Below are 21,178 nucleotides of genomic sequence, written 5' to 3'. Positions count from 1 at the left end.
ATTTTGGCTAGCCAAAATAATTTTTTCATAAACAGAGTTTTTTGTCAATAAAAAAGTATTTGTGATTTTAACTTTAAAGCATTGATATTTAGTGTTATTTCAGTTTAAAGGATGTGACTCTAAAATCAGTGTCATTAAGTTTTAGGCTGGTTATTTATGTTTTTTTAAACTTATAATTTCTCATTAAAGTTTGGTGTTTGTAGTAGTAGTATTACCTTTAGGTGTTTGCTAGAATGAGCTAATATTCAAATAAATATTAGCTCATTTTGTGTAACTTGTTTTTTTATATTTTTTCATTTAATGTTTTCTTTAATTTGTGTTATTTTATTTCTTATTATGTAAGTATCTAAAAAAATCCATATCTGTTGAGAGTATTTTACGTTTGTCTTTAAGTGTTGCTTTATAACTCTCTAGTGCTTGCCAAAATCTGTAAAATTCAATATTTTTACCATAGACATTTGCGTAGATTTTTGCAGCCTCACTGTCTCCTTCGGCTTTAATTTTAGCTGCCTTAGCTTTTGCTTCACTTAGTAACTTTAGCTTTTCTTTCTCAATGCTACCAAGTATTTCCGTTTTTTCAGCAATTCCTCTACTTCTTTGTTCTTCTGCAATTTGTTGCCTTTCTGAAATCATTCTGTTATGTACAGAATCGATTAAACTTGGATCGTAGCCGATCTTTCTAATGATAACATCAACAATTTCGATTCCAATGTCTTTTGTATTTTTATTTGATACTTCAATTATTTCGTTTTCAATTATTTTTCGACCCTTTGTGATCTTGTAAGTTTTGTTATCTTGAATTTTTTTTGGTGTTAAAATTCCATTAGATAGGTGTTGAATTGGATCATTTGAGCTTCTTATAATTTCAAGTAAAGGATACTTAGCGATAACACCTCTAACAGCAGGTTCAATAGCGGCATTGATTCTGCTGTAAGCTCTGTCCATTGTTTTGATTGCTGTATAAAATTGATTAATGTCTGCAATTTTCCATCTGGCAGTTGTGTCTATCCAGATTAATTGCTTTTCTTCTCCTCCTGTTGGAATTCTTTGAGGTTCTCCATCCCATCTAAGTATGTTTTTGGGAAATGTTTGTACATTTTCAATAAATGGGATTTTATATTTGAGTCCTGCAGTGTTTTCAGTTCTCTCGATTTTGCCAAGTCTTGTAATAATTGAAATTCTGTTTTCTTTTAGGATATAGATGGGTTGTATTATGGCTAGCAATATTAATCCGAATGTTAGTGTAAAAGCTAAAATCTTAGTAATAGAGAATAAAAATTTTAGTATGTATTTCATTTATTTGACCTCCTTAAATGGAAGGAAATTATTTAAGTTTTTATCAATTATTTCAACATTGTCTTTACTTTCTAGGATTTCTTTCATTGCTTCATTATATATTCTCTCTCTTGTGATTTCTGGATTTTTGATGTACGCGTTTAAAATTGCATTAAAAATTGCTGTCTCTGCTAATGCGGTATTTATTCTATTTTCTTTATATCCTTTAGCTTCTTCTATCAATTTAAGTGCTTCTCCTCTAATTTTGGGAATAATTTGATTAAATTCTTTCCTTCCTTCATTAATGAATTTATTTTTATCTTGGGTTGCAATGTTAACATCTTCAAATGCTTCGTAAACTTTTCCCCTTGGTGGCATAGCATTTCTGATTTGTACTTGCACGATATCGATTCCTAAGTCATATTTTTTTATAATTTCATTCATAGAAGTTCGTACTCCTTCTGTAACACCAACTCTATTATCATTAATGATCTCAAAAATAGTGTTGTCTCCAATTAATCTGTTCATAGATGATTTTGCAATGTCTTTTATAGTTTCTTCTGGGTATTCTACTTTAAACATGAAAGAATATGGGTCACTGATTCTGTATTGTATTAACCATTCTACATTAATTATGTTTAAATCACCAGTAATAATAGTGCCTTCATCTTTGACAAAGTTATCTCCTATGTTGTCGTTTGTATTGAAACCAAATTTAAGTTCTTGTACTATCTTTACTGGTACAATTAATTTTTCTTCAATTAATGGAATTTTTATATGGATTCCTGGTTCAAGTATTCTATTTAACTTGCCAAGACGAAGAACAATAGCTTCATCAGATGGTCCAACCACAAAAACATTTGCTATAGTTATTATTAATATTGTTATTAATACAATTAAAATTGTTATATATTCGTATGTTTTATTAAAAAATTTTAAGATGTTATTTGACATTTTGCCTCCTTTTTGTTCTTTTTTCCTAGAAAATCATTGGATTTTTTCTTAAGTCCTTTTTATTTTAATGTTTTTTTCAGAGTATATTTTATTTTTGGGTTGGACTTTAAGCAATAAAAAAATATTGATCCAAATATTTTTATTCATTCTTATTCCTTTGCACATTTTTTAAATGTTATTTCTTTTATTTTATGATTTTGGATTTCCTCTATTAAATATTCTCCATGTTCTGTGTTAACCTTTTCTCCACTCGTGGGTATTTTATCAAGTAAATCCATTATGTATCCTCCAATTGTGTTTATGTAATCTTTGTGTTGAATTTTTATTCCGATTGTTTCTTCGATTTCATCAAATGTGGTCTCCCCTGATATCAGATAAGTGTTTTCATTTTTTTTAGTAATGAGTTGTTTTTTTTCTTCTAGATCATATTCATCAAATATTGCACCAAAAATTTTCTCTACTATATCCTCTATTGTAAGTATTCCTGAAAAACCTCCATACTCGTCGATTACAATGGCCATTATTTTTTGTTTTTGTTTCATGATATCTAATATGTCTTTTATCCTTTTGTTTTGTTGTACAAAAACAGCAGGTTTTACAAATTTAATAATGTTGTTTTCAAGTTTTTTTTTGCTTATTTCAATTAAGTCTTTAGTTATTAAAATTCCTATTATTTGTTCTCTGTTTTGACCTTTATATACAGGAATTCTAGAATATCCTTCTTTTTTAATTAATTTGATCTTATCTTTTAGTTTTGATGTACTTGAGAGTGAAAATACTTCTGTTCGGTGTGTCATCACTTCTGAGGCTCTGACTTCTCCTATATTTAACATTTTTTGCATAAATATTCTATCATCATTTTCTAAAATTCCTAATTTTTCAGCTAAAAATAGCATGTTTTTTATGCTATCTTTGGTCATTTTTTGATTTGTTTTTATTTTACATAAGTTTAGGAGGATCTTAACTATTCCGTTAATTATATATATTGCTGGTGTGAATATAATTGTTAATATCTTGAGTAAGATTGAAGTTGATAAAACTATGCTTTCGTTATTCAGAATTGCAATCTGTTTAGGAAATATTTCTGAGAGTATGAGCACTGTTATTGTTATAAGTCCAGTTGATAAGGCAAGTGCATTGTTTCCATATTTGTCGAGAACAAATTTTGTTGTAAGTGTACTTGCTGTTATATTAGCAATATTATTGCCAATTAAAATTGTTGTGACCAGTTTTGATGGATTTTGGGATAAATTATATGCCATTGTTCCTAGTTTGCCTTTTTTCTTTATATCTTGCAGTTGCATTAGGCTTAATGATGTGTAGGCTGTTTCTGATGCTGAAAAAATTGCTGAGAGTATTATAAATATTAATATAATTATTAACTCTAACATAATTATTATTCTAATTTATCTTTAAATCATTTTCTTTAATTTTGTTTGTCTTTGTAAAAAAATTGTCTTGGGTTTTATTTAAGGTTTGTAAAGTGACAAGGCGCCGACCGGAATCGAACCGGCGAATCGAAGTTTTGCAGACTTCTCCCTTAGCCACTTGGGTACAGCGCCATGTTAAACATTAGTTAGTTTATTAAAAAATATTTAAATTGTAAACAGTACATTTTAATCTTTTTTAGTTTAATGATTATAATTGAAATATTTTTTAATATGCTCTTTTGACATTTTTCTATGAAAATGGGTTTTATTTTTGTAATATTTATAAATATGAATAAAAAAATGCTTAGTAATGTTTTATCTAGGTTAGATAAAAATCTAGTAAAGGGAATTATAGGGTCTTGTGATGTAGAAATATTGGGACTTGCATATGATTCAAGATGTGTTTTATCTAATTTTGTATTTTTTGCTCTTCCAGGACTTCATTTTGATGGTCAAAAATTTATCAAGTCAGCAATTCAACGTGGTAGTAATGTTATTGTTCATACAAGTGATATTGATTTTTACGATCCGAATGTGACGTATATTAGAGTGGATTCTTGTGACATAAGAAGATTTATGTCAAATTTTTCTCATATTTTTTATAATGAGCCTTCAAAAAAGCTTAAAATCATAGGGGTTACAGGAACTGATGGTAAAAGTTCTGTTTGTTTTTATATCTATACTCTCTTGAAATCTATGGGTGTTAAGGTCGGCTTTATTTCAACGGTATTCTTTGAAGATGGAAGTGGAACTTTAGTTAAAAATCCTTATAGGCAATCAACCCCAGAGTCAACAGAAATTCATTTAGTTCTTGGTCAAATGGTAAAAAATAATGTTGAATATGCTATTGTTGAATCGACTTCACATGGTCTTGATTTTAGAACATCAAGGCTCATTGATGTTGCGTATTTTGTTGCTGTTTTGACTAATGTTAGTCATGAACATCTTGAATTTCATGGTACCATGCAGAATTATTTGAATGTTAAGCTTAGTCTTTTTTCTTCTGCAGATGCTAATGGTGGTTTTGGAATTGTCAATATGGATGATAGTAATTTTTCTGTTTTTTTAAATGCTATTAATAGAGTTTATACGTATAGTTTAAATAATGAAAATGCTGATTTTTTTGTAAGTAAGATTAATGAACATATGGGTTTTACTGAGTTTGAATTTTATCATAAGAATATTAAGTATGATGCTAGGGTTAATTTAACTGGCAGTTTCAATATCGAGAATGTTATGGCGGCTTTAATTGTTGTGAGTCAAATTATGGGTATTGATATTTCACAACTTATTGATAAGCTTGCAAATATTAAAGGTCTTTGTGGACGAATGCAAGGTGTTGATCTTGGACAGGATTTTTCTTTAATTATTGATTATGCGCATACTCCTGGGGCTTTTCTTAAAATTTTCCCTATCTTTAAAAGACTCTCAAAAAATAGGTTGATTTCTGTTTTTGGTTCTGCCGGAGAGAGAGATGTTCTTAAGAGAAAGTTGCAAGGAGAGATTTCAGATAGGTATTCAGATATAATAATTCTTTGTGATGAAGATCCGAGAAGTGAAGATAGTATGCAAATAATTGAAGATATTGCAAAAGGAATTTCAGAAAAGACTTTAAATAAAGATTTATTTTTCATTCCTGATAGGAAAAGTGCAATTGAAAAGGCAATAAATATTGCATGTGCTAACGATTTAGTTGTTACTCTTGGCAAAGGCCATGAAAGTTCAATAATATATAAAGATCGAATTGTTTCTTGGGATGAACAATCTGTTATTAAAGATATTATTTTAAGTGCAAGAAGTAGGAACTGACTTTATGAGAAAAAATCTTATGCTAATATTTGGAGGAGTTTCTTTTGAGCATGAAATTTCTCTTAGGTCTGCTTATGGGCTTTACTTGGCTCTTATGAAACTTGATAAATATAATGTGTTTTCAATTTTTGTTGATAAGACTACTGGGATTTGGTATCTGTTGGATTCTGTTCCTGATAGTCCTGAGTTAATTAAAAAGGATAGTTCTTCCGTTATTAGTTTGGTTCCTGGTCGTGGGATATTTGTTAATGGTAGGGATCTTAAAATTGATGTTGTGTTTCCCATTATTCATGGAAGGACAGGTGAGGATGGTTCTATTCAGGGACTCTTAAAAATAATGGATCTTCCTTGTGTTGGTTCTGGTATTTTAGGAAGTGCTATTGCTAGTAATAAGTACTTCTTCAAGCTTTTGCTTAAAAGTTTTAATGTTCCTTTAGTACCCTTTGTTGGATTTAGAAAATATGATTATATTTTAGATAGAGAAGGCATTAAAAGGGATATAAAGCAAATTTTAGGGTATCCTGTAATTGTTAAACCAGCTGTGCTTGGTTCTTCAATTGGGATCAATATTGCATATGATGATACTCAGATTGAAAAATGTGTTGAAGAAGCTTTTGAGTATGACTTAACAGTTGTTGTAGAAAAGTTTGTAAAAGTAAGAGAGATTGAATGTTCTGTTATTGGGAATGAGCAAATTAAAATATTTACTCCTGGGGAAATTGTTATACAGGATTTTGTATTTTATGATTATGATGCTAAGTATTCTGTTGCTCCTGGGAATTCAGTTGTCTTTAATATTCCTGCTCAGCTTGATACGAAACATTTGTTGGATATTAAGGAATATGCATTCTTAACTTATAAGTTTTTAGAGCTTAGAGGTATGGCAAGAATTGATTTTTTTGTTGAAAAAGGTACTGACTTAATTTATGTTAATGAGGTGAATACAATTCCAGGATTTACAGATATTTCTATGTTTGCTAAGATGTGTGAGTATGATGGCCTTAATTATGCGTCTTTGGTTGATAAATTGATAGTCTTAGCTTTACAAAGTTATGCAAAGAGAAAGGAGAGAATTGATTTTGAACGGTTATAAAACTAATTTATTTTCAAGTTTTTTAAATTTTCAATTTCTTTGTCATTTTGGAGTTTGAAAAAGAGATCTTGGTCATATTTTTCAGACTTTGGAAGTACTCCAGAATACTTTATTATGTATGAATAATCTATGTTAATGTTTTTAACTTCTTTTTTTGTTTTATGATCATATATTTTTACATGGTGTTTATTAGTATCAAAGTAAGCGAAAGCATCGTATTTGATTTGTTTTTGAGATTTAGCTGTAAAAGTTATGTTTGCTGTATTTGATTTCATATTATCTACTGTGAATATTATATTGTTGGCTGTTATTTTATATGGTGTGTTACTTTGATATATAATGAATCCAGATGCATTTTTTAGCAGTAGATGAATTTGCTTTGCAAGTTTATTGGTGGCAATCTTAATTTCGTAGATAGTTCTTTTAGCAGCATCTGTTTTTTGCACAGATAAATCTATTAAGTTTTCTTGTATTTTAATTTCCTTTTCTGTATATTTTTTATTTTTTTCTAAGTTTAAATAAAAATCTTTTGTCAAGATTTGAATTGTATTTTTATTGTCTTTTAAGCATTCTACTCTAATTTTGTTGGTTTTTTCTGGAAAGCTTATTATTTGTTCTATTTTTATTGTTGAAATTTTTTCTATGTTATTTGATATTACGGTAATAGTGATTATTAAAAAAAGGATTATAGATTCAATTTTTTCGGATTTTTTAAATTCTTGTCTTATTGTTGCAGTTTTATGTTTTAAATGTTCTGTGATATTGGTAAGTATTGCTGGGAAAAGTAATATTGATATAAAATAGCTTAGTGCAAGCGGTTTTGAGATCATGAAAGTTGTTTGTATTGATGTTATTAGCATGAAATTTGTTATCCAAATGAGTAATATTACTGTTTTTTGTAAAATCTTACCTTTGTTAGGAGTAATTAAAATTAGTATCTTTTTAAAGATTATGGTTAAGATGAGTTCTATTTTAATATATAACACCATAATGAGTTCAATTAGTGATATTGATATTGCTAAATATTTGAGTTCTTTAAGGTTTAAATGTATTTTAAGGTTATATGTAAAGTAAGATATAATATTGAAGTTAAGTAGTGTTAGTAGGAAATTTACCAAGTATATTGGGTTTATAATTTTATAATCTATGAAATCTTCATATGCTATTAGCATTTTATTTGTAATTAAAGTAGACATATATGTGCTTAGTAATAATATAAAAAATAGTTTTATGATTTTATGGTAATTTTCTTTAGTTTTTCTTAGTATGATGCTAGCTCTTTTAAACCTTGTAATTAACACTAAGAGAGTACAGTTGTAAATAATATATATTATTATAATGAGTGTAGTTTCGTTTATTATCCACTTTTTAAAAGGAGTATTTATAATAATATAATGCAGTGTCTTTTCATTTTTTGTGTTTTTAACTTTAATTGCCTCTTCAATTGATTTATAAATATTATAAATATTATTATTCTTTACATTGTTTAAGAGAGAAGGTTCTTTATTGTTGCTTATTATTAAAATTGGAATTTCTTCTTTTAAATGCAAATTATATATTTTATTAATATTTTTATCATTTATTTTTGATATGTTAAAATTTACTTTATTGTTTTCAAATGTTTTTATAAAGGTTTTTAAAAAGCTTAGAGGTGTTTTTGAGTTTATGATATTTGATTGATTTTTAAATTCTATTGGGTTATTTTCTTTGTTTTCATTTAACATTAAATATATTGTATTTGTATTTTTTTCAAGAGCATTTGTATTTAATAATAATCTGCTGCTTATCATTGATATTTGTTTGTATGAATCGTCTTTTATGAAATAGATGTTTAGGTTGTTATTGAGCTCTTTGTTTTTTAAGTTATTTATTAGTGTGATTGCAATAGCGATTGCTAAGTTATTTTTTAAGTCATGTTGTGCTTCGATTGGGATGATAATGTTATAAATAGTTTTGTCTTTGCCTTTTATTTTTACGTGAATTGTCTTTTGTGAGTATCCAATAAATCCAATTTCTTGGAGTGAATGTTCTTTGTATGGAATTTTATTTTTTAAAAAGTAGTTTTTTATATAATCATAGGTGTTTTCTACTCGTTTTATTTTGTCTAAGGAGTTGTTTAATTCATTAATTTTTGTGATATGTTTATTTATTTGTTTGATGCATTGTGCTCTCTCATCTGCTTTTATTACTTTATGTGAGATGAATATGTGTGTTAAAATTAAGAGTAATATCTTAATTATCATAATTTTTTATATCTTCTTCTACTTGCATTATTTGTAGTACGTTAGGATTATCTTGAAGTGCAGTAAAAATCATTGATACGTTTTTGTCATTTGATAAGATAATTATATTGATTATTCCATGTCCATTTCCGCAGTCTTCTATTTTTTTACTAATAAGTTTTGCATCAAAGGTTGTAAAAATATTATCTAGATAATTAAAGAGATCTTTTAAGTTTTTTAAGAATATTATAATATGATATACCTTCCTTGTTGGTGTTGCTTCCCATTCTACTTCTACAAGATGGTTTTTCTTCTGATAAGTAGTTTCTTTGCAATTTTCTTTGTGAACTACTATTGTATCTTTTTGTATTATTCCTATGATATCTTCACCTGTTAATGGGGTGCAATCAGATGCTATTGTAATACTTTTTATTTTAGATTTTGTTAAAGATTTAAACAAACTAAAAAGTCTTTTTTGTTCCTTATTTTCTCCAATAAGATATGCAATTATGTTGTTATCGACAAATATTGTATCGTCATTTTTATTAAGCCAGGATCGAATTTTTGAGCGTGCTTTTTTTGTCCTAACGCTATTTAGCCAAATTAAGTCAGGTTTTGCCTCTGGAGAGGTAAATATTTCAACAATTTGTTCATTTTTTAATGGTTTGGTTAGTGAGCTAATTTTACCATTAATTTTTGCATAAAGCGCTTGATCTCCAATATCTGTATGTATTGTGTAGGCAAAATCGATTGAGTTTGAGCCAAATGGAAGTTCTACTATTTCTCCTTCTGGTGTATAGACGTATATAAATGTATTTAGGAGTTCTTTGTGTATATCATGCATTGAGTACTGAATTTTATTAACTGATTCTTGTTGCCATTTTTTGATTCGGTTAATAAATGATATGTCATCAGCTCTTAATTCAACTTGCTCTTTGTAAAGCCAGTGAGCAGCGACACCGTATTTAGCTATTTTATCCATTTCTTCTGTTCTAATTTGTACTTCAATCAATTGGTTATCTTCAGGTATTCTCACGGTAGTATGTAGCGATTGGTATTTGTTCTCTTTAGGAATTGCTATGTAATCTTTTAGTCTTCCAGGTATTGGTTTCCAGACCTTGTGTACGATTTCTAGTATTTCATAACATTCTTTTTGTTTTTTACAAATTATTCTTATTCCCAGAGTATCAAAGATTTGGGAAATATTATTATTCCTTGTTTTCATTTTTCTAAATATTGAGTAGAAATGTTTTGAACGTACTGTGATTACGACATCAATTCCAATTTTTTTGAGTTCTTTCTCTATGAGTAATTTCCCCTTATATAATTTTTTTTCTCTCTCTATTTTTGTTGCGGATAGAAAATTTTTGATTTCTTTATATTCTTTAGGATATAGATATTTTAATGATAAATCTTCAAGATATATTTTAAGAGATGAAATACCAAGTCTTTCTGCAATTGGTACGTAGGTGGCAAGACAGTCTCGTGCAATTCTTTCCCTTCTGTTTTTAGGTAAGTGAGAAAGTGTTGCCATATTATGTAGTTTGTCTGCAAGTTTGATGATTATTATTCTAATATCGTGAGTCATTGCAAAAAACATTTTTGAAATGGTATTTGCTTCTTTTATTGCTCTTGTTTTGTTGTGTAAGTCATGAATTTTGGTTACACCATCAATTAAACTTAAAATTTCTTGATCAAATTCTTTAATTATTTCTTCCTTTTCAATGTTTGTGTCTTCCAGAGCGTCGTGCAGTAAGCCAGCTATTATTGTTTTAAAATCTAGTTGAAATTTTATAAGGAATAATGCAACCATTATTGGGTGGATTATATATGGCTCTTTACTTTCCCTATATTGCCCGTAGTGTAATTGTTCTGATATTTCTAGAGCTTTAAATATTAATTTTTTTTGAATCTCATCTTGATAAGTGTTATCAACTGTTTTTCTGAAAATATTTTTTAGTTTATCAATGTTAGTTATTTTAAGTAAATATGCAATTTCATAGACTTGTATCATGCTTTATCCTTAGTACCAGTGCTCTTTCTCTATTTTCAATGTCATATATAGTTTTTAGATATTCAAAACCTTTTTGGATTGCAAACTTTTTTAGAGATTCTGTTTGCCATGGAGCCATTTCTATTATTAAGAGTCCATTTTTTGTGAGCTTGTGCTTTGCTTGGCGTATTATTTTTTTTGAAATTCCAAGCCCATCTTTTCCAAATCCTAAAAGAGCTACTCTTGGTTCTTTTGCTAATTTTTCCTTTATTTTTAGTTCATTTTTATTTAAATAAGGAGGGTTAGTTATTATTAGCTCAAACCCTTTATCTATACATTTTAACAGATCTGAATGTTGTATTTCTACATAGTTCTCTAATTTTAGTCTTTGTGTGTTTTTGAGTGAGACTTTTAAGGCTTTAGTTGAAATATCTGATAGTATTACTTTGCGTTTGAGATAATATGCAATTGTTAAGCCAATACAGCCACTCCCGCAACATAAATCTAAAATTTTATTTAAGTTATGTTTTCTAATTTGGGTTAAAGCTTCTTCTGCTAGGCATTCTGTATCTTCTCTAGGAATTAATACATGTTTGTTTATATAAAACTTAATTCCCATAAATTCCTTTTTTCCAGTTATGTAGTGTATAGGTATGCCTAATTTTATATTGTTTATTTGAATCAATAATTTATGTTCTTCTTGTTTTGTTAGATTCTTATTTATATTTGCAAGAATTAATTCTTTTCTACTTTTTAATATTTTTTCAAGTAGTAGTAAAATCTCAAGAGTTTTTAGATTATGTTTTTTTGAACTCTTTATGGCTTCTTTTATTGTCATTATGAATTTATGAATTATACTAGGTTATCTTTGAATTCTTGTTCTTGAAGTTTTAATGCTATTGTGTCAAGGAGCAAATCAAGTTCTCCCTGCATAATTTCTTCTAATTTATAAATGCTAATATTTGCTCTATGGTCTGTTACTCTGTTTTGTGGAAAGTTGTATGTCCTAATTCTTTCAGATCTATCACCTGAACCTACTTGTTGCTTTCTATTATTTGAGCGTTGTTCTTGTTTTTTAAGGTTTTCAAATTCATAAAGTCTTGCTCTTAATACTTTTATGGCCTGATCTTTGTTTTTATGCTGACTTCTTTCATTTTGACATTGTACCACGATTCCTGTAGGCAAATGTGTAATTCTAACGGCAGAGTCTGTTGTGTTTACATGTTGACCCCCAGCACCAGAAGATCTATAAACATCTATTCTTAAATCTTTTTCCTTGATTTCAATTTCGGTATCTTCAACTTCAGGCATTACAGCAACGGTTGCTGCCGAGGTTTGAAGTCTTCCATTGGATTCTGTTATAGGAATTCTTTGAACTCTATGTACTCCACTTTCGTGTTTTAATTTTTTAAATACATCTTTGCCCTTTATTTCAAAGCTTATTTCTTTAAATCCGCCAAGTTCTGTTTCATTAAAGTTAATGATTTCTGTTTTCCATTTTTTTTTCTCAGAATATTTTGTGTACATTTCATAAAGATTATGTGCAAAAAGCGCAGCTTCTTCTCCCCCTGTTCCAGCTCTAATTTCAATAATGGTATTTTTATTATCATTTTTGTCTTGGTTGAAGAGTAATATTTTGATTGTATGTTCAATTTCGTTTTTTTTAAGGCTTAAATGAGATAATTCTTGTTTGATTAATTCTTTCATTTCTAAATTTTCTTCTTCAGATAGCATATTTTTATGCTCATCTATTTGGTTTAATATGTTTTCATATTCATCTTTTTTTTCTTTGATTTTTTCTAAATAATGATATTCTTTTACTATTTTTGCATATTCTTTTTGGTTTTTAACTAATTTTGTGTCTTGTAATTTTTCTTCAAGTATTTTTATTTTGCTTTCAATAGGATTTAATTTTTCTAAAAACATCTGAATTTTCTCCTGGTAAAGTAGTATTATTTTATCCTATATTTTGCATTTTTTGTTATAATTGGCCAAGATTTTATCTAATAGGCTTTATATATACATTTAAATAAGTAAGTTTAAGTATATAAATTAAGTATAATTTTTTAATTTTTTATATAATATGTTTATTAAGATTGGATGTTAAAGATTTATTAATATCTTGATATGTTTGTATATAAATATGAATTATATGTTAAATAGCATATATGAAATGAATGTTATGTCTTTAATAAACCAGTTAAGAAGGGGTATTTATGTTAAACAAAAAACTTTTAAGTGATTTTGAGGATATCTCGCGAATTTCTGATAGTGAGCTTCTTGATGTTACTGAAAAATCCAAAAGAGGATATCAGTTGATCAAAGAAGATAGACTTTCTGAAGCAGAAGCATTGTTTAATGATATCTTGCAAAAGGATGATAATAATAACTATGCTCTTGTTGGACTTGGAGACATTGAACGTAAAAAGCAAAGCTTTGATAAGGCTATAATTTATTATCAAAGATGTCTTGCTAAACATTTAAATAATAATTATGCACTTTTTGGTTTGGGAGATTGTTATAGAAGCTTAGGTGATTATAAAAAGGCTACAGATATATGGGAAGAATATTTGAAGTATGATCCTGAAAATATTACGGTTCTTACAAGAATTGCTTCTTCTTATAGGAAGTTAAAAGATTTTCAAAAATCTAGACAATCATACTTAAGAGTATTAGAATTGGCACCTGATAATGATTATGCTCTTGTTGGTATTGGACATTTATATTATGACTTTAAGGAGTATAAAGAAGCGTTGAAATATTGGCTTAAGGTATATGAAATAAATCAAGTTAAGATTGATGTTCGTGTTTTAACTTCAATTGGAAATTGTTATAGGAAATTGAAGGAATTTGGTAAAGGAATTTATTTTTTCAGGAGAGCTTTAGAAATCTCTCCCAATAATTTTTATGCTATTTTTGGGCTTGCTGATTGCTATAGGGGAAATAAGGAGTATCATGAGGCCTTGAGATATTGGCTTACAATAATAGATAGAGACCCCAAAAATAATTTGGTTTTAACGAGAGTAGGGGATACATACCGTTGCTTAAAAGATTATGATAATGCACAAATTTATTATAAGAAAGCTCTTGATATTGATTTTGATATGTTTGCTATACTTGGTCTTGCATTACTTCAAAAAGAACAGGGGCAGTATAAAGAGGCATTGGCAGCTATTAAAAATTTGATAAAAACCAATCCTAAGAACTCAATATTATATGTAAATGCTGCTGAGTGTTATGAGGCGTTAGGTCAAATTGGAGATGCTGTAGATATTTTGTCGAGTTTTTTGCAACTTGGAATGAAGAATGTTACCATTATTGATTATATTAATAATCTTAAAAAGAAGATGGATGCATGAAGCTTGATTTTGGAAGAGCTCTTTTTTTAGAAAAGTTAGTAGATACTCATGTTCATTTTAATGAACTTAGGAAAAATTTTATCGATGTTCATTATCTTATTAATGAATGTATTAAAAATGGATTTTCTTATTTTCTCGATATTGGGTTACATCCTAGTGATTTTTATGAAAGAAAGCAACTTCTAGGTGCTTATACTAATATTTTGCTAACAGTTGGGATTCATCCTTTAAATGAGGCTTCAAAGTGCGATTTTGAATTGATTGAGAAAATTTTGGCAAAGGAGGTCATTGTTGCTGTTGGTGAAATTGGTCTTGATTACTTTAAAGCAGACAATAAAGTTGAACAGATTGAGGCTTTGAGTATTCAGTTAGATTTAGCTAGCAAGTACAATAAACCTGTCATTTTGCATGTCAGAGATGCCTATGATGATGTTTATAATGTTATTAAATCTTCCAATTTTATAAGTAGAGGAATATTGCATTGTTATTCTGGTACTTATGAGTATGCTAAAAAATTTATTGATTTTGGATTTAAGATATCTTTTGCAGGTAATTTAACTTTTAAAAATTCGGAGCCTTTAAGAGCGGTTTTAAAGAAATTAAATATTAAAGATATTTTGATAGAGACAGATAGTCCATTTTTAGCCCCAGTTCCGTTAAGGGGTAAAATTAATGCTCCGCTTTTTTTAGGATATACATGTCTTGAGATTGCAAAAATTAAAAATTGTGATTTGCGTGACGTTGTGATTGCGTTGTATGATAACTTTAAAGATTTGTTTGAAGGTTTGATTTGACGATTATTTTTATCAAAGATAGATTTTTGTTTGTCAATTGTTGTTCATTAGTTTACTTGAATATATATTGATTTATTGTCAAATTTATTTTGTTTTTTATAAATGTTAAATTCATATTGAAAATTTTTATTAATTTTTTTTGTCATTTCGATTAAATTAAGCTCGTCAATACCGATTATATATTTTGCATTAATCTCTTTTAAATTTTTTTTAGTATTTCCAATAAGTATAAAGTCTATTTTTTTAAAAAAAGGTGATCCTGATAATTTTTTTAAAAAAACGTGATTATTCTTTATTGAAAATAGGATAACTCTTGTTATTTTAGGAACAATCAAATTTTTTAGATACGGAATGTTTGTTTCGTTTATTACAGTAATGTTTATGTTTTGAGCTCTTGTACTTTGCTCTAAGTACTCTAAATCTTCTTTGTTGAGTGTATTATCTGTCATGATTAATGAGGTTTTTAGGTCTATTGAGGGGTCATTTAATATAAAATCTATTGCTTTTCTTAATGAAAATTTTACTTCAGAGAGATAGAAAGTTTTATTTTTGATTTTATTGACATTAAATATTTCATTACTTGATTTATGTGTTAAGAGTATTTTTTGTACATTATTGAGTTTACCTTTAATGAGTTCGATATCTTTTTCATTGATAAATAGTGTTTCCTCTTGTATAAATGGAGTATGATTAATTTTGAAAAAATATTCTGTAGTATCTGAAAAAATTATGATATAACTGAAATTCTTGTCTATAATTTTATTGTTTTTGCAGTTAAAAAATGGCATTAAAACAATTGCAATAGTAAGGCTCTTTATTATATTTAGCATTATTTTACAGTTCTAATAGCTTTCTTGTGAAAGATTGTGATTCCTAGTAGTATTATAAATATAATTAGAACATAGATTTGTGAGTTTATTAAAATTAATACTTTTAAAAGTGTGATGATTGTTTCTAAGGCTAAGATAGGGATAAAAATTAATTGATATCCATTCATGTTTTGTGTGATATAAAGGTTTATTCCTTTTTCACATATGATTGCTGTAAATATGAATTCTAATATATGTAAAAGCGGTATTTTGATATACTCATATGTGCCAAAAACTTTACTGTTTGTTATGATGAGTGTTAAATTTTTAGAGAATATTAATCCAAATGCAAAGTATATTAAAAATATTGGATTTTTTTTGAGCAATGAATTTGGATTGAATGTGAAAAAAAATGTGAATATAAATAATGGTAAGACATAATAGTATATTTGTTCTTTAATGAATATTGAATATGCTAAGCTGGATTTTGTTTGATAGTTGATTAGTAGTCTCTTGTATAGTATGAATTCTTCCATTAGATATAATAGGAAGAAGATAGTCATTGCAAGTAATATTGATGTTGCTAGGATATATTTTTGTTTGATGAGTTTGGATTGATGGTGTTTTATTAGCATATATATCTTAAGGACTAGAGGTAGACTTGTTAGTAAGAATATATTCATGGTAAATAAATTTTACTTTTAAATGGCGTATTAATCAACTAGATTTTTACTTTTTAAAGTTTTGCAGGATTTTTTCTATTATTGTTGTTTAAGAAATACATGTTCGAATTTACTTTTTAGTAAAGGTATATTAAAATTAGTTATTGATTAATGCTGTTTGAGGAGTTCATATTTTTAGATGATAAATAGAAGTTTCGGTAAGGATAAAGATAGGTCGAAGTCAAGTAGTAAAGAGTTAAGAATTAATAATAAGATTAAGGCTCGTGAGGTTAGGGTTATTTTTGATGATGGCACCCAATCTGTTTTGTTAATTGAAGATGCTATTAAATATGCTAGGGATGCTGAACTTGATTTGGTTGAGGTATCGCCGAATGTATTGCCTCCTGTGTGTAAAATAATCGATTATGGAAAATATAAATTTCATCAAGAGAAGCGTCAAAAGGAGCAAAGAAAAAATCAAAAGATAATTAAGCTTAAAGAGGTGAGGATGCAGCCAAAAATAGATGTTCATGATCTTGATTTTAAGTATAGAAATATTTTAGGATTCCTCAAAGAAGGTAATAGGGTAAAAGTTACTATAAGATTTAGGGGACGTGAACTTGCTCATACTCATTTGGGTTATGGAATTTTGGAGAGTATTCTTGAAAAGGTAGGTGATTCTAATTATGTCTTGGAATCACCAGCTAAGATGGAAGGCAAGACAATGTTTTTAATTATTGCACCTAAGTCTAAGAAGTAAGTAATAAGGAGATGTGAATGTCAAAAATGAAAACGTGCAAAAGCGCAAGAAAGAGGTTTGCTTTTACTTCAAAAGGTAAAATTAAACATAAAAGACAAAATTTAAGGCATATTTTGACAAAAAAGTCTTCAAAAAGAAGAAGGAAGTTGGGTAAGTTAGGTTTGGTTTCCAGTGTTGAAGTTAAGAGAATCAAGACCTTGTTACCTTATGCTTGAATATTTATTTAGGGAGATTAGATTATATGGCTAGAGTGAAGAACGGGATAGTTCATGTTGCAAGACGAAAAAAGATCTTAAGTAAAACTAAGGGTTTTTGGGGTACTAAGAAAAGTAATTATAAGAAGGCCAAAGATACTCTTCGTAAAGGTATGATGTATGCTACAAGAGATAGGAAGGTTCGTAAGAGAGATTTTAGAAGCTTATGGATTGTAAGAATTTCTGCTGCTTTAACAGGCATGGGAATTAATTATTCAAGATTTTTTGAAAGTTTAAAAAGGGCTAATATTAAGCTTAATAGAAAAATTTTATCTAATCTAGCAATTGAAGATATTACGACTTTTAAAAAGATTGTTTATGAGATAAAAAGTTGAAGGCTTCCTGGGAAGTTTAATTATAGGGATTAGAGTTATTTTTTGCGACATCTTACTAAAGTTGGGGACTTAAGTATTTTTTTAATGAATGGTTTCGTAAGGTGAACTAAAAGTTAAAAATGAGAGTCCCACCTTTGCAAATAGCGCTAAATGAAAATGTTCCTATGTTGGCTTCTTGGGATTTATTTAAAGGAATACTGTTGTGAGACTTATTTCTATTGATAATATTAGAAAGCAAGATAGTCATATATATTATAGGAGAGTGTATTTTGCTGATGCTTTTTATGAATGTAAAGGATCTAGGGAGAGTAAGCAAGTAAAATTTATAATAGAAGTGACTCCTTTGGGTGAAAAACATATTTCTATTGATTTCTTAGAATCTCTAAATTATCCTGCTCTTAGTTTAATGATTGCAATCAAGAGATGTGTCATTGATCTTGATATGAAAGGTGAACTTCCTTGAAATTATTTTTTAAGACAGAAAAGGAAATGATAGGCTTTTCTAAGTCTTTTTTTAGTCCCTTACCTATTGGCAAGGTATTTGGTTTTTGTGGTGATATGGGTGCTGGAAAAACAACCTTTTTAAAAGGTTTGGCCTTGAATCTTGGTATTTCTTATTTTACAAGTCCAACTTATAACATTATTAATGTTTATGATTTTGTAGATTTTAAATTTTATCATATTGATTTGTACCGTTTAAATAGTTTAGATGAGTTTGAGCTTATTGGTGGAATGGAGATTTTCTTAGATATGTCATCTATAATAGCTATTGAGTGGCCAGAGATGATTATTGATGTTTTGCCCCGGAATAGGTTGAAATTTTTGAAGTTTAAAGTACAAGATACTAGTAGGATTTTAGAATTTAGTGATGAATACTCTTTCAGTTGAATATTCATATAAAACTTTACTAATTCATTTTAAAATTAATGGTGAAGTTTTATCTTTAGTTAAGTTTAAAGATAAGATTAATTATACTCTTAGTGTTCCAAAATTATTTAATGATTTTGTATTAAAACATAATATTGATCTTAATAATCTTGATTTACTTATTAATTCGTCTGGACCTGGTTCTTTTACGGGCTTGAGAATTAGTTTAAGTTTTATTAAGGGACTTTCTTTAGGGCTTTCAATTCCTTTTGTTAATGTACCTACTTTTGATGTTTTTGCAAGGTTAATTCATACAAGATTGGATGTTCTGACTTTAAGTTTTACAGCTGGTAGGTATTTTCTTGGGTATTATAAAAATTCTAAATTATGTGGCAAAATTTTTTGTTTTTCTGAATTGGAGTTATTTGACTATTTGGATGGTCTTGACTTGAAATTTGTTATTGTGGGTAACGGCGTTGAATTTATTTATGAAAAACTTAAATATAAAAAATATAATTTTGAGATTATTACTGATATGGAATCTTTTGGTTCAGTTTTGAGGGATCTTGGTGAATGTAAGTACTTGGAAAGCGGACATGGCGATAATATTTTGGCAGGACCCTTTTATGTAAGACTTAGTGATGCTGAGATTAAGTCTCATTTATTGAGATGATCAAGTAAATTTTTTATTTTATGCATGTTGTTCTTGTCTTGTAAAATTGATTTTTTGTTTTCTTCTTTAATGATATCATATATTTCAGATCTAAGTATTTTAATATTTTCAGGAGCTTTTATAGCTATTTTGACACTATCTTTTTTTATTTCTAATATTGAAATTTCAATGTTGGAGTCTATTTTTATGCTTTCTTTTGCTTTTCTTGATAATATTAGCATGTTTATTCCTTAAAGACTCTATATCTAAGATAATGCTCTTCATTTGTGGATATAGCTTGTTTTCCGATTAGTTTCTTTTTGTTTAATATGATTGGAGCTTTTAAATTGGCTGTTATTTCCTTATAATTTTTTACATGCATATTAATTATACATAGTATAACCTTTTCATCTTCATTTTCTGCTTGAATATCTAACCAATCTTTTTCCTCTATTTTTGGAATATATTTTTCTAAAAAGTTAAGGGGAGATGTTACTAAGAAATTTATTTCTCCATTTATTGATTGCATGATAGAGAACGGTTTATGTTCAGAGTCTTTGATTATAAATTCTTTGATATCTTCAAACCCTGGTATTCCTTCAGGGAAGTTGAATTTTATACTAAGTTTATTTTTCATTTTACTTTAGGAAATCTAATAGTGTTGTTTGCATTATTCTTGCAGAAACCCCTAAAGATACCTGATAAGCTAAACTTGTCATATTAAGATCTGTTATTGTTTTTGTTACGTCAAAATCGGTATATTTAACAATATCATCTTTCATATCTATTATTTCTTTACTGATCCTTTCATGATTTAGATCGAGTCTGTTATCTTTAGTTCCAAGATCAGCCAATGTTGAAAAGATTTTATTTAAACTTTCGTCGATTTCAGCTAAACTTCTACTTCCAATAATCCCTTCTCTATTTTCTTCTAGAGTATCCCTCAGATCAATTAAGCTATCAAAAATAGTTCTATTTCTAACTTCAGTGTTACTTGCAATATTATAGGGAGGTTCTTTGGTATCATTGTTTTGGGTAAGAATACCAAGATCTTGTAGTACTGTTGAACCTTCTTCTGTTATCCATATTTGATGAGGTGTGGTTGTTTTTATAGCTATTGAATTTAGAATAGGATCAAGGATAGCTTCAACAGGAGCAGCTGATTCATTAATCTTAGCAATAATGTCAGCAGCAGTATCTCCTTGTGTTAATGCTATTTCAATATTATCGATATATATTTTGGTATTTTCTTTTACAGTAAATCCATTAACACTTTTTGATGATATTATGTAGTGATTTTGTGAAAAGAATATTTCACTTCCAGGATAGCTGGTTGGGATATAAATTCCATTATATATTTCAGTTGTCTGTTCCGCTTGATTGCCATTGTAGTCTATTCTTACTATTTGCGTTTCTGCTCTATCTTGGGTTAATCTGTTTATTCTGTTTTCTCTAGTTACTTTGAATGCTTCGGCATCAACTTTAGTTCCTGCAAATATGCTGCATCCATCTGCTCCTTTTGCATTTGCTATTGCAAGTACATCTTCAAGTATTGCGTTTATTTCTTTTGCTATCATTTTTTTATCATCAGCTCCGTATGTACCGTTTGATCCTTGGACAGTTATTTCTTTTGCACGGGTTAAAATATTTGCTAGGGATTGTAAATATCCTTCTATATATCTTAATTTTCCTTTGGCGTTATTGATATTTTTGACATAAGTGTTAAGTTTAAACATATCACTGTCTAATCTTATTGCATGAGTGACACCAGTTGGATCATCTCGAAGATTTATGATTTTTTTACCACCTTGATATAGACTTTCTAAGAGTCTCGTTATTTTTACTTCTTTTCCTGTTGAAGATGCTTTTAAATTTTCATATGTTAAAGGGTGACTTACTCTGTTTATCAT

Annotated in this window: 22 protein-coding genes and 1 tRNA gene; 10 read left to right on the top strand and 13 right to left on the bottom strand. The window is 28.1% G+C overall.

The genetic code is table 11. The features are described from left to right. Positions 1-324: 324 nt before the first annotated feature. The 4 genes from hflC to N187_RS00965 form a co-directional block, all read right to left on the bottom strand. The gene (hflC, locus tag N187_RS00980; protein ID WP_025419419.1) at positions 325-1,296 is read right to left on the bottom strand and encodes a protease modulator HflC; all 972 of its coding nucleotides are present in this window, start codon (positions 1,294-1,296) and stop codon (positions 325-327) included. Next, positions 1,297-2,229 carry an FtsH protease activity modulator HflK gene (gene hflK / locus N187_RS00975; RefSeq protein WP_025419418.1) on the bottom strand — a complete coding sequence of 311 codons (933 nt, stop codon included), beginning with the start codon at positions 2,227-2,229 and terminating at the stop codon, positions 1,297-1,299. Between the two features lie 149 nt (positions 2,230-2,378). Next, the gene (locus N187_RS00970) at positions 2,379-3,620 is read right to left on the bottom strand and encodes a hemolysin family protein (protein ID WP_025419417.1); all 1,242 of its coding nucleotides are present in this window, start codon (positions 3,618-3,620) and stop codon (positions 2,379-2,381) included. A 98-nt stretch (positions 3,621-3,718) separates the two neighbouring features. After that, positions 3,719-3,791, bottom strand: a tRNA-Cys gene (locus N187_RS00965). 156 nt (positions 3,792-3,947) lie between these two features. On the opposite strand from N187_RS00965, the gene N187_RS00960 reads away from it, so the two are divergent. After that, positions 3,948-5,468 carry a UDP-N-acetylmuramoyl-L-alanyl-D-glutamate--2,6-diaminopimelate ligase gene (locus N187_RS00960; protein ID WP_025419416.1) on the top strand — a complete coding sequence of 507 codons (1,521 nt, stop codon included), beginning with the start codon at positions 3,948-3,950 and terminating at the stop codon, positions 5,466-5,468. 4 nt (positions 5,469-5,472) lie between these two features. After that, positions 5,473-6,561: a D-alanine--D-alanine ligase gene (locus tag N187_RS00955; RefSeq protein WP_038443353.1), complete on the top strand. Its 1,089-nt coding sequence runs from the start codon at positions 5,473-5,475 to the stop codon at positions 6,559-6,561. Between the two features lie 2 nt (positions 6,562-6,563). Here N187_RS00955 and N187_RS00950 read toward each other — a convergent pair whose 3' ends face one another. From N187_RS00950 to prfA, 4 genes are read right to left on the bottom strand one after another with little or no spacing between them, the layout of a single operon-like run. Next, entirely contained in the window at positions 6,564-8,804 is a 2,241-nt protein-coding gene (locus N187_RS00950) for a hypothetical protein (RefSeq protein WP_025419415.1), read from the bottom strand. Beyond that, positions 8,794-10,797, bottom strand: coding sequence for a RelA/SpoT family protein (locus N187_RS00945; RefSeq protein ID WP_025419414.1), 2,004 nt, complete (start codon positions 10,795-10,797; stop codon positions 8,794-8,796). The genes N187_RS00950 and N187_RS00945 overlap by 11 nt, the downstream gene beginning before the upstream one ends. After that, positions 10,781-11,617 (bottom strand): peptide chain release factor N(5)-glutamine methyltransferase, encoded by an 837-nt coding sequence (gene prmC / locus N187_RS00940; RefSeq protein WP_257787721.1) that lies wholly within the window; start codon positions 11,615-11,617, stop codon positions 10,781-10,783. The genes N187_RS00945 and prmC overlap by 17 nt, the downstream gene beginning before the upstream one ends. Before the next feature lie 11 nt (positions 11,618-11,628). After that, positions 11,629-12,702, bottom strand: a complete 1,074-nt coding sequence (gene prfA, locus N187_RS00935; RefSeq protein ID WP_075550300.1) for a peptide chain release factor 1 — start codon at positions 12,700-12,702, stop codon at positions 11,629-11,631. A 290-nt stretch (positions 12,703-12,992) separates the two neighbouring features. Between prfA and N187_RS00930 the strand changes: the two genes are divergently transcribed. Both N187_RS00930 and N187_RS00925 read left to right on the top strand, forming a co-directional pair. After that, positions 12,993-14,135, top strand: a complete 1,143-nt coding sequence (locus tag N187_RS00930; protein WP_025419412.1) for a tetratricopeptide repeat protein — start codon at positions 12,993-12,995, stop codon at positions 14,133-14,135. Continuing rightward, positions 14,132-14,929, top strand: coding sequence for a TatD family hydrolase (locus tag N187_RS00925; RefSeq protein WP_025419411.1), 798 nt, complete (start codon positions 14,132-14,134; stop codon positions 14,927-14,929). The genes N187_RS00930 and N187_RS00925 overlap by 4 nt, the downstream gene beginning before the upstream one ends. 47 nt (positions 14,930-14,976) lie before the next feature. Here the strand turns inward: N187_RS00925 and N187_RS00920 are convergent, their stop codons facing one another. Both N187_RS00920 and N187_RS00915 read right to left on the bottom strand, forming a co-directional pair. Beyond that, entirely contained in the window at positions 14,977-15,759 is a 783-nt protein-coding gene (locus N187_RS00920; RefSeq protein ID WP_025419410.1) for a hypothetical protein, read from the bottom strand. After that, on the bottom strand, positions 15,759-16,421 hold the full coding sequence (locus N187_RS00915) for a hypothetical protein (RefSeq protein WP_075550299.1): 663 nt from the start codon (positions 16,419-16,421) through the stop codon (positions 15,759-15,761). The genes N187_RS00920 and N187_RS00915 overlap by 1 nt, the downstream gene beginning before the upstream one ends. Before the next feature lie 178 nt (positions 16,422-16,599). Here N187_RS00915 and infC point away from each other — a divergent pair, with 178 nt between their 5' ends. The 6 genes from infC to tsaB all read left to right on the top strand — a co-directional run bounded on the left by infC (position 16,600) and on the right by tsaB (position 19,289). Then, on the top strand, positions 16,600-17,160 hold the full coding sequence (gene infC, locus N187_RS00910; RefSeq protein ID WP_025419408.1) for a translation initiation factor IF-3: 561 nt from the start codon (positions 16,600-16,602) through the stop codon (positions 17,158-17,160). Between the two features lie 17 nt (positions 17,161-17,177). Continuing rightward, complete coding sequence (gene rpmI, locus N187_RS00905; RefSeq protein ID WP_025419407.1) at positions 17,178-17,375, top strand: 50S ribosomal protein L35; 198 nt, start codon at positions 17,178-17,180, stop codon at positions 17,373-17,375. Positions 17,376-17,401: 26 nt separating this feature from the next. Continuing rightward, positions 17,402-17,749 carry a 50S ribosomal protein L20 gene (gene rplT / locus N187_RS00900; RefSeq protein ID WP_025419406.1) on the top strand — a complete coding sequence of 116 codons (348 nt, stop codon included), beginning with the start codon at positions 17,402-17,404 and terminating at the stop codon, positions 17,747-17,749. A 202-nt stretch (positions 17,750-17,951) separates the two neighbouring features. Beyond that, positions 17,952-18,212: a hypothetical protein gene (locus N187_RS00895; RefSeq protein ID WP_025419405.1), complete on the top strand. Its 261-nt coding sequence runs from the start codon at positions 17,952-17,954 to the stop codon at positions 18,210-18,212. After that, positions 18,209-18,637 carry a tRNA (adenosine(37)-N6)-threonylcarbamoyltransferase complex ATPase subunit type 1 TsaE gene (gene tsaE / locus N187_RS00890; protein WP_025419404.1) on the top strand — a complete coding sequence of 143 codons (429 nt, stop codon included), beginning with the start codon at positions 18,209-18,211 and terminating at the stop codon, positions 18,635-18,637. Before N187_RS00895 ends, tsaE begins: the two co-directional genes overlap by 4 nt. Beyond that, a complete protein-coding gene (tsaB, locus tag N187_RS00885; protein ID WP_025419403.1) occupies positions 18,615-19,289 on the top strand; it encodes a tRNA (adenosine(37)-N6)-threonylcarbamoyltransferase complex dimerization subunit type 1 TsaB in 675 nt (224 codons plus the stop codon). The genes tsaE and tsaB overlap by 23 nt, the downstream gene beginning before the upstream one ends. Here tsaB and csrA read toward each other — a convergent pair. The 3 genes from csrA to N187_RS00870 are packed head-to-tail and all read right to left on the bottom strand — an operon-like array spanning position 19,274 to position 21,178. Further along, the gene (gene csrA, locus N187_RS00880; RefSeq protein WP_025419402.1) at positions 19,274-19,510 is read right to left on the bottom strand and encodes a carbon storage regulator CsrA; all 237 of its coding nucleotides are present in this window, start codon (positions 19,508-19,510) and stop codon (positions 19,274-19,276) included. The genes tsaB and csrA overlap by 16 nt on opposite strands. A 2-nt stretch (positions 19,511-19,512) precedes the next feature. Further along, positions 19,513-19,905: a flagellar assembly protein FliW gene (gene fliW, locus N187_RS00875; protein ID WP_025419401.1), complete on the bottom strand. Its 393-nt coding sequence runs from the start codon at positions 19,903-19,905 to the stop codon at positions 19,513-19,515. A gap of 1 nt (position 19,906) precedes the next feature. Beyond that, complete coding sequence (locus tag N187_RS00870; protein ID WP_025419400.1) at positions 19,907-21,178, bottom strand: flagellar hook-associated protein 3; 1,272 nt, start codon at positions 21,176-21,178, stop codon at positions 19,907-19,909.

The sequence above is a fragment of the Borrelia anserina Es genome, from assembly GCF_001936255.1.
GTDB classification, from domain to species: domain Bacteria; phylum Spirochaetota; class Spirochaetia; order Borreliales; family Borreliaceae; genus Borrelia; species Borrelia anserina.
The sequence above is the reverse complement of the archived record's forward strand: the minus strand, read 5'-3'. Positions and strand labels throughout refer to the sequence as shown.

Excerpts from the sequence above, each read along its gene's own strand:
- infC (WP_025419408.1), top strand. The coding sequence starts at position 16,600 with ATGATAAATAGAAGTTTCGGTAAGGATAAAGATAGGTCGAAGTCAAGT.
- N187_RS00915 (WP_075550299.1), bottom strand. The coding sequence starts at position 16,421 with ATGAATATATTCTTACTAACAAGTCTACCTCTAGTCCTTAAGATATAT.
- prfA (WP_075550300.1), bottom strand. The coding sequence starts at position 12,702 with ATGTTTTTAGAAAAATTAAATCCTATTGAAAGCAAAATAAAAATACTT.
- csrA (WP_025419402.1), bottom strand. The coding sequence starts at position 19,510 with ATGCTAATATTATCAAGAAAAGCAAAAGAAAGCATAAAAATAGACTCC.
- N187_RS00950 (WP_025419415.1), bottom strand. The coding sequence starts at position 8,804 with ATGATAATTAAGATATTACTCTTAATTTTAACACACATATTCATCTCA.
- rplT (WP_025419406.1), top strand. The coding sequence starts at position 17,402 with ATGGCTAGAGTGAAGAACGGGATAGTTCATGTTGCAAGACGAAAAAAG.
- N187_RS00955 (WP_038443353.1), top strand. The coding sequence starts at position 5,473 with ATGAGAAAAAATCTTATGCTAATATTTGGAGGAGTTTCTTTTGAGCAT.
- N187_RS00870 (WP_025419400.1), bottom strand. The coding sequence starts at position 21,178 with ATGATAAACAGAGTAAGTCACCCTTTAACATATGAAAATTTAAAAGCA.
- N187_RS00920 (WP_025419410.1), bottom strand. The coding sequence starts at position 15,759 with ATGCTAAATATAATAAAGAGCCTTACTATTGCAATTGTTTTAATGCCA.
- N187_RS00970 (WP_025419417.1), bottom strand. The coding sequence starts at position 3,620 with ATGTTAGAGTTAATAATTATATTAATATTTATAATACTCTCAGCAATT.
- hflK (WP_025419418.1), bottom strand. The coding sequence starts at position 2,229 with ATGTCAAATAACATCTTAAAATTTTTTAATAAAACATACGAATATATA.
- N187_RS00960 (WP_025419416.1), top strand. The coding sequence starts at position 3,948 with ATGAATAAAAAAATGCTTAGTAATGTTTTATCTAGGTTAGATAAAAAT.
- N187_RS00945 (WP_025419414.1), bottom strand. The coding sequence starts at position 10,797 with ATGATACAAGTCTATGAAATTGCATATTTACTTAAAATAACTAACATT.
- N187_RS00930 (WP_025419412.1), top strand. The coding sequence starts at position 12,993 with ATGTTAAACAAAAAACTTTTAAGTGATTTTGAGGATATCTCGCGAATT.
- rpmI (WP_025419407.1), top strand. The coding sequence starts at position 17,178 with ATGTCAAAAATGAAAACGTGCAAAAGCGCAAGAAAGAGGTTTGCTTTT.
- hflC (WP_025419419.1), bottom strand. The coding sequence starts at position 1,296 with ATGAAATACATACTAAAATTTTTATTCTCTATTACTAAGATTTTAGCT.
- fliW (WP_025419401.1), bottom strand. The coding sequence starts at position 19,905 with ATGAAAAATAAACTTAGTATAAAATTCAACTTCCCTGAAGGAATACCA.
- N187_RS00925 (WP_025419411.1), top strand. The coding sequence starts at position 14,132 with ATGAAGCTTGATTTTGGAAGAGCTCTTTTTTTAGAAAAGTTAGTAGAT.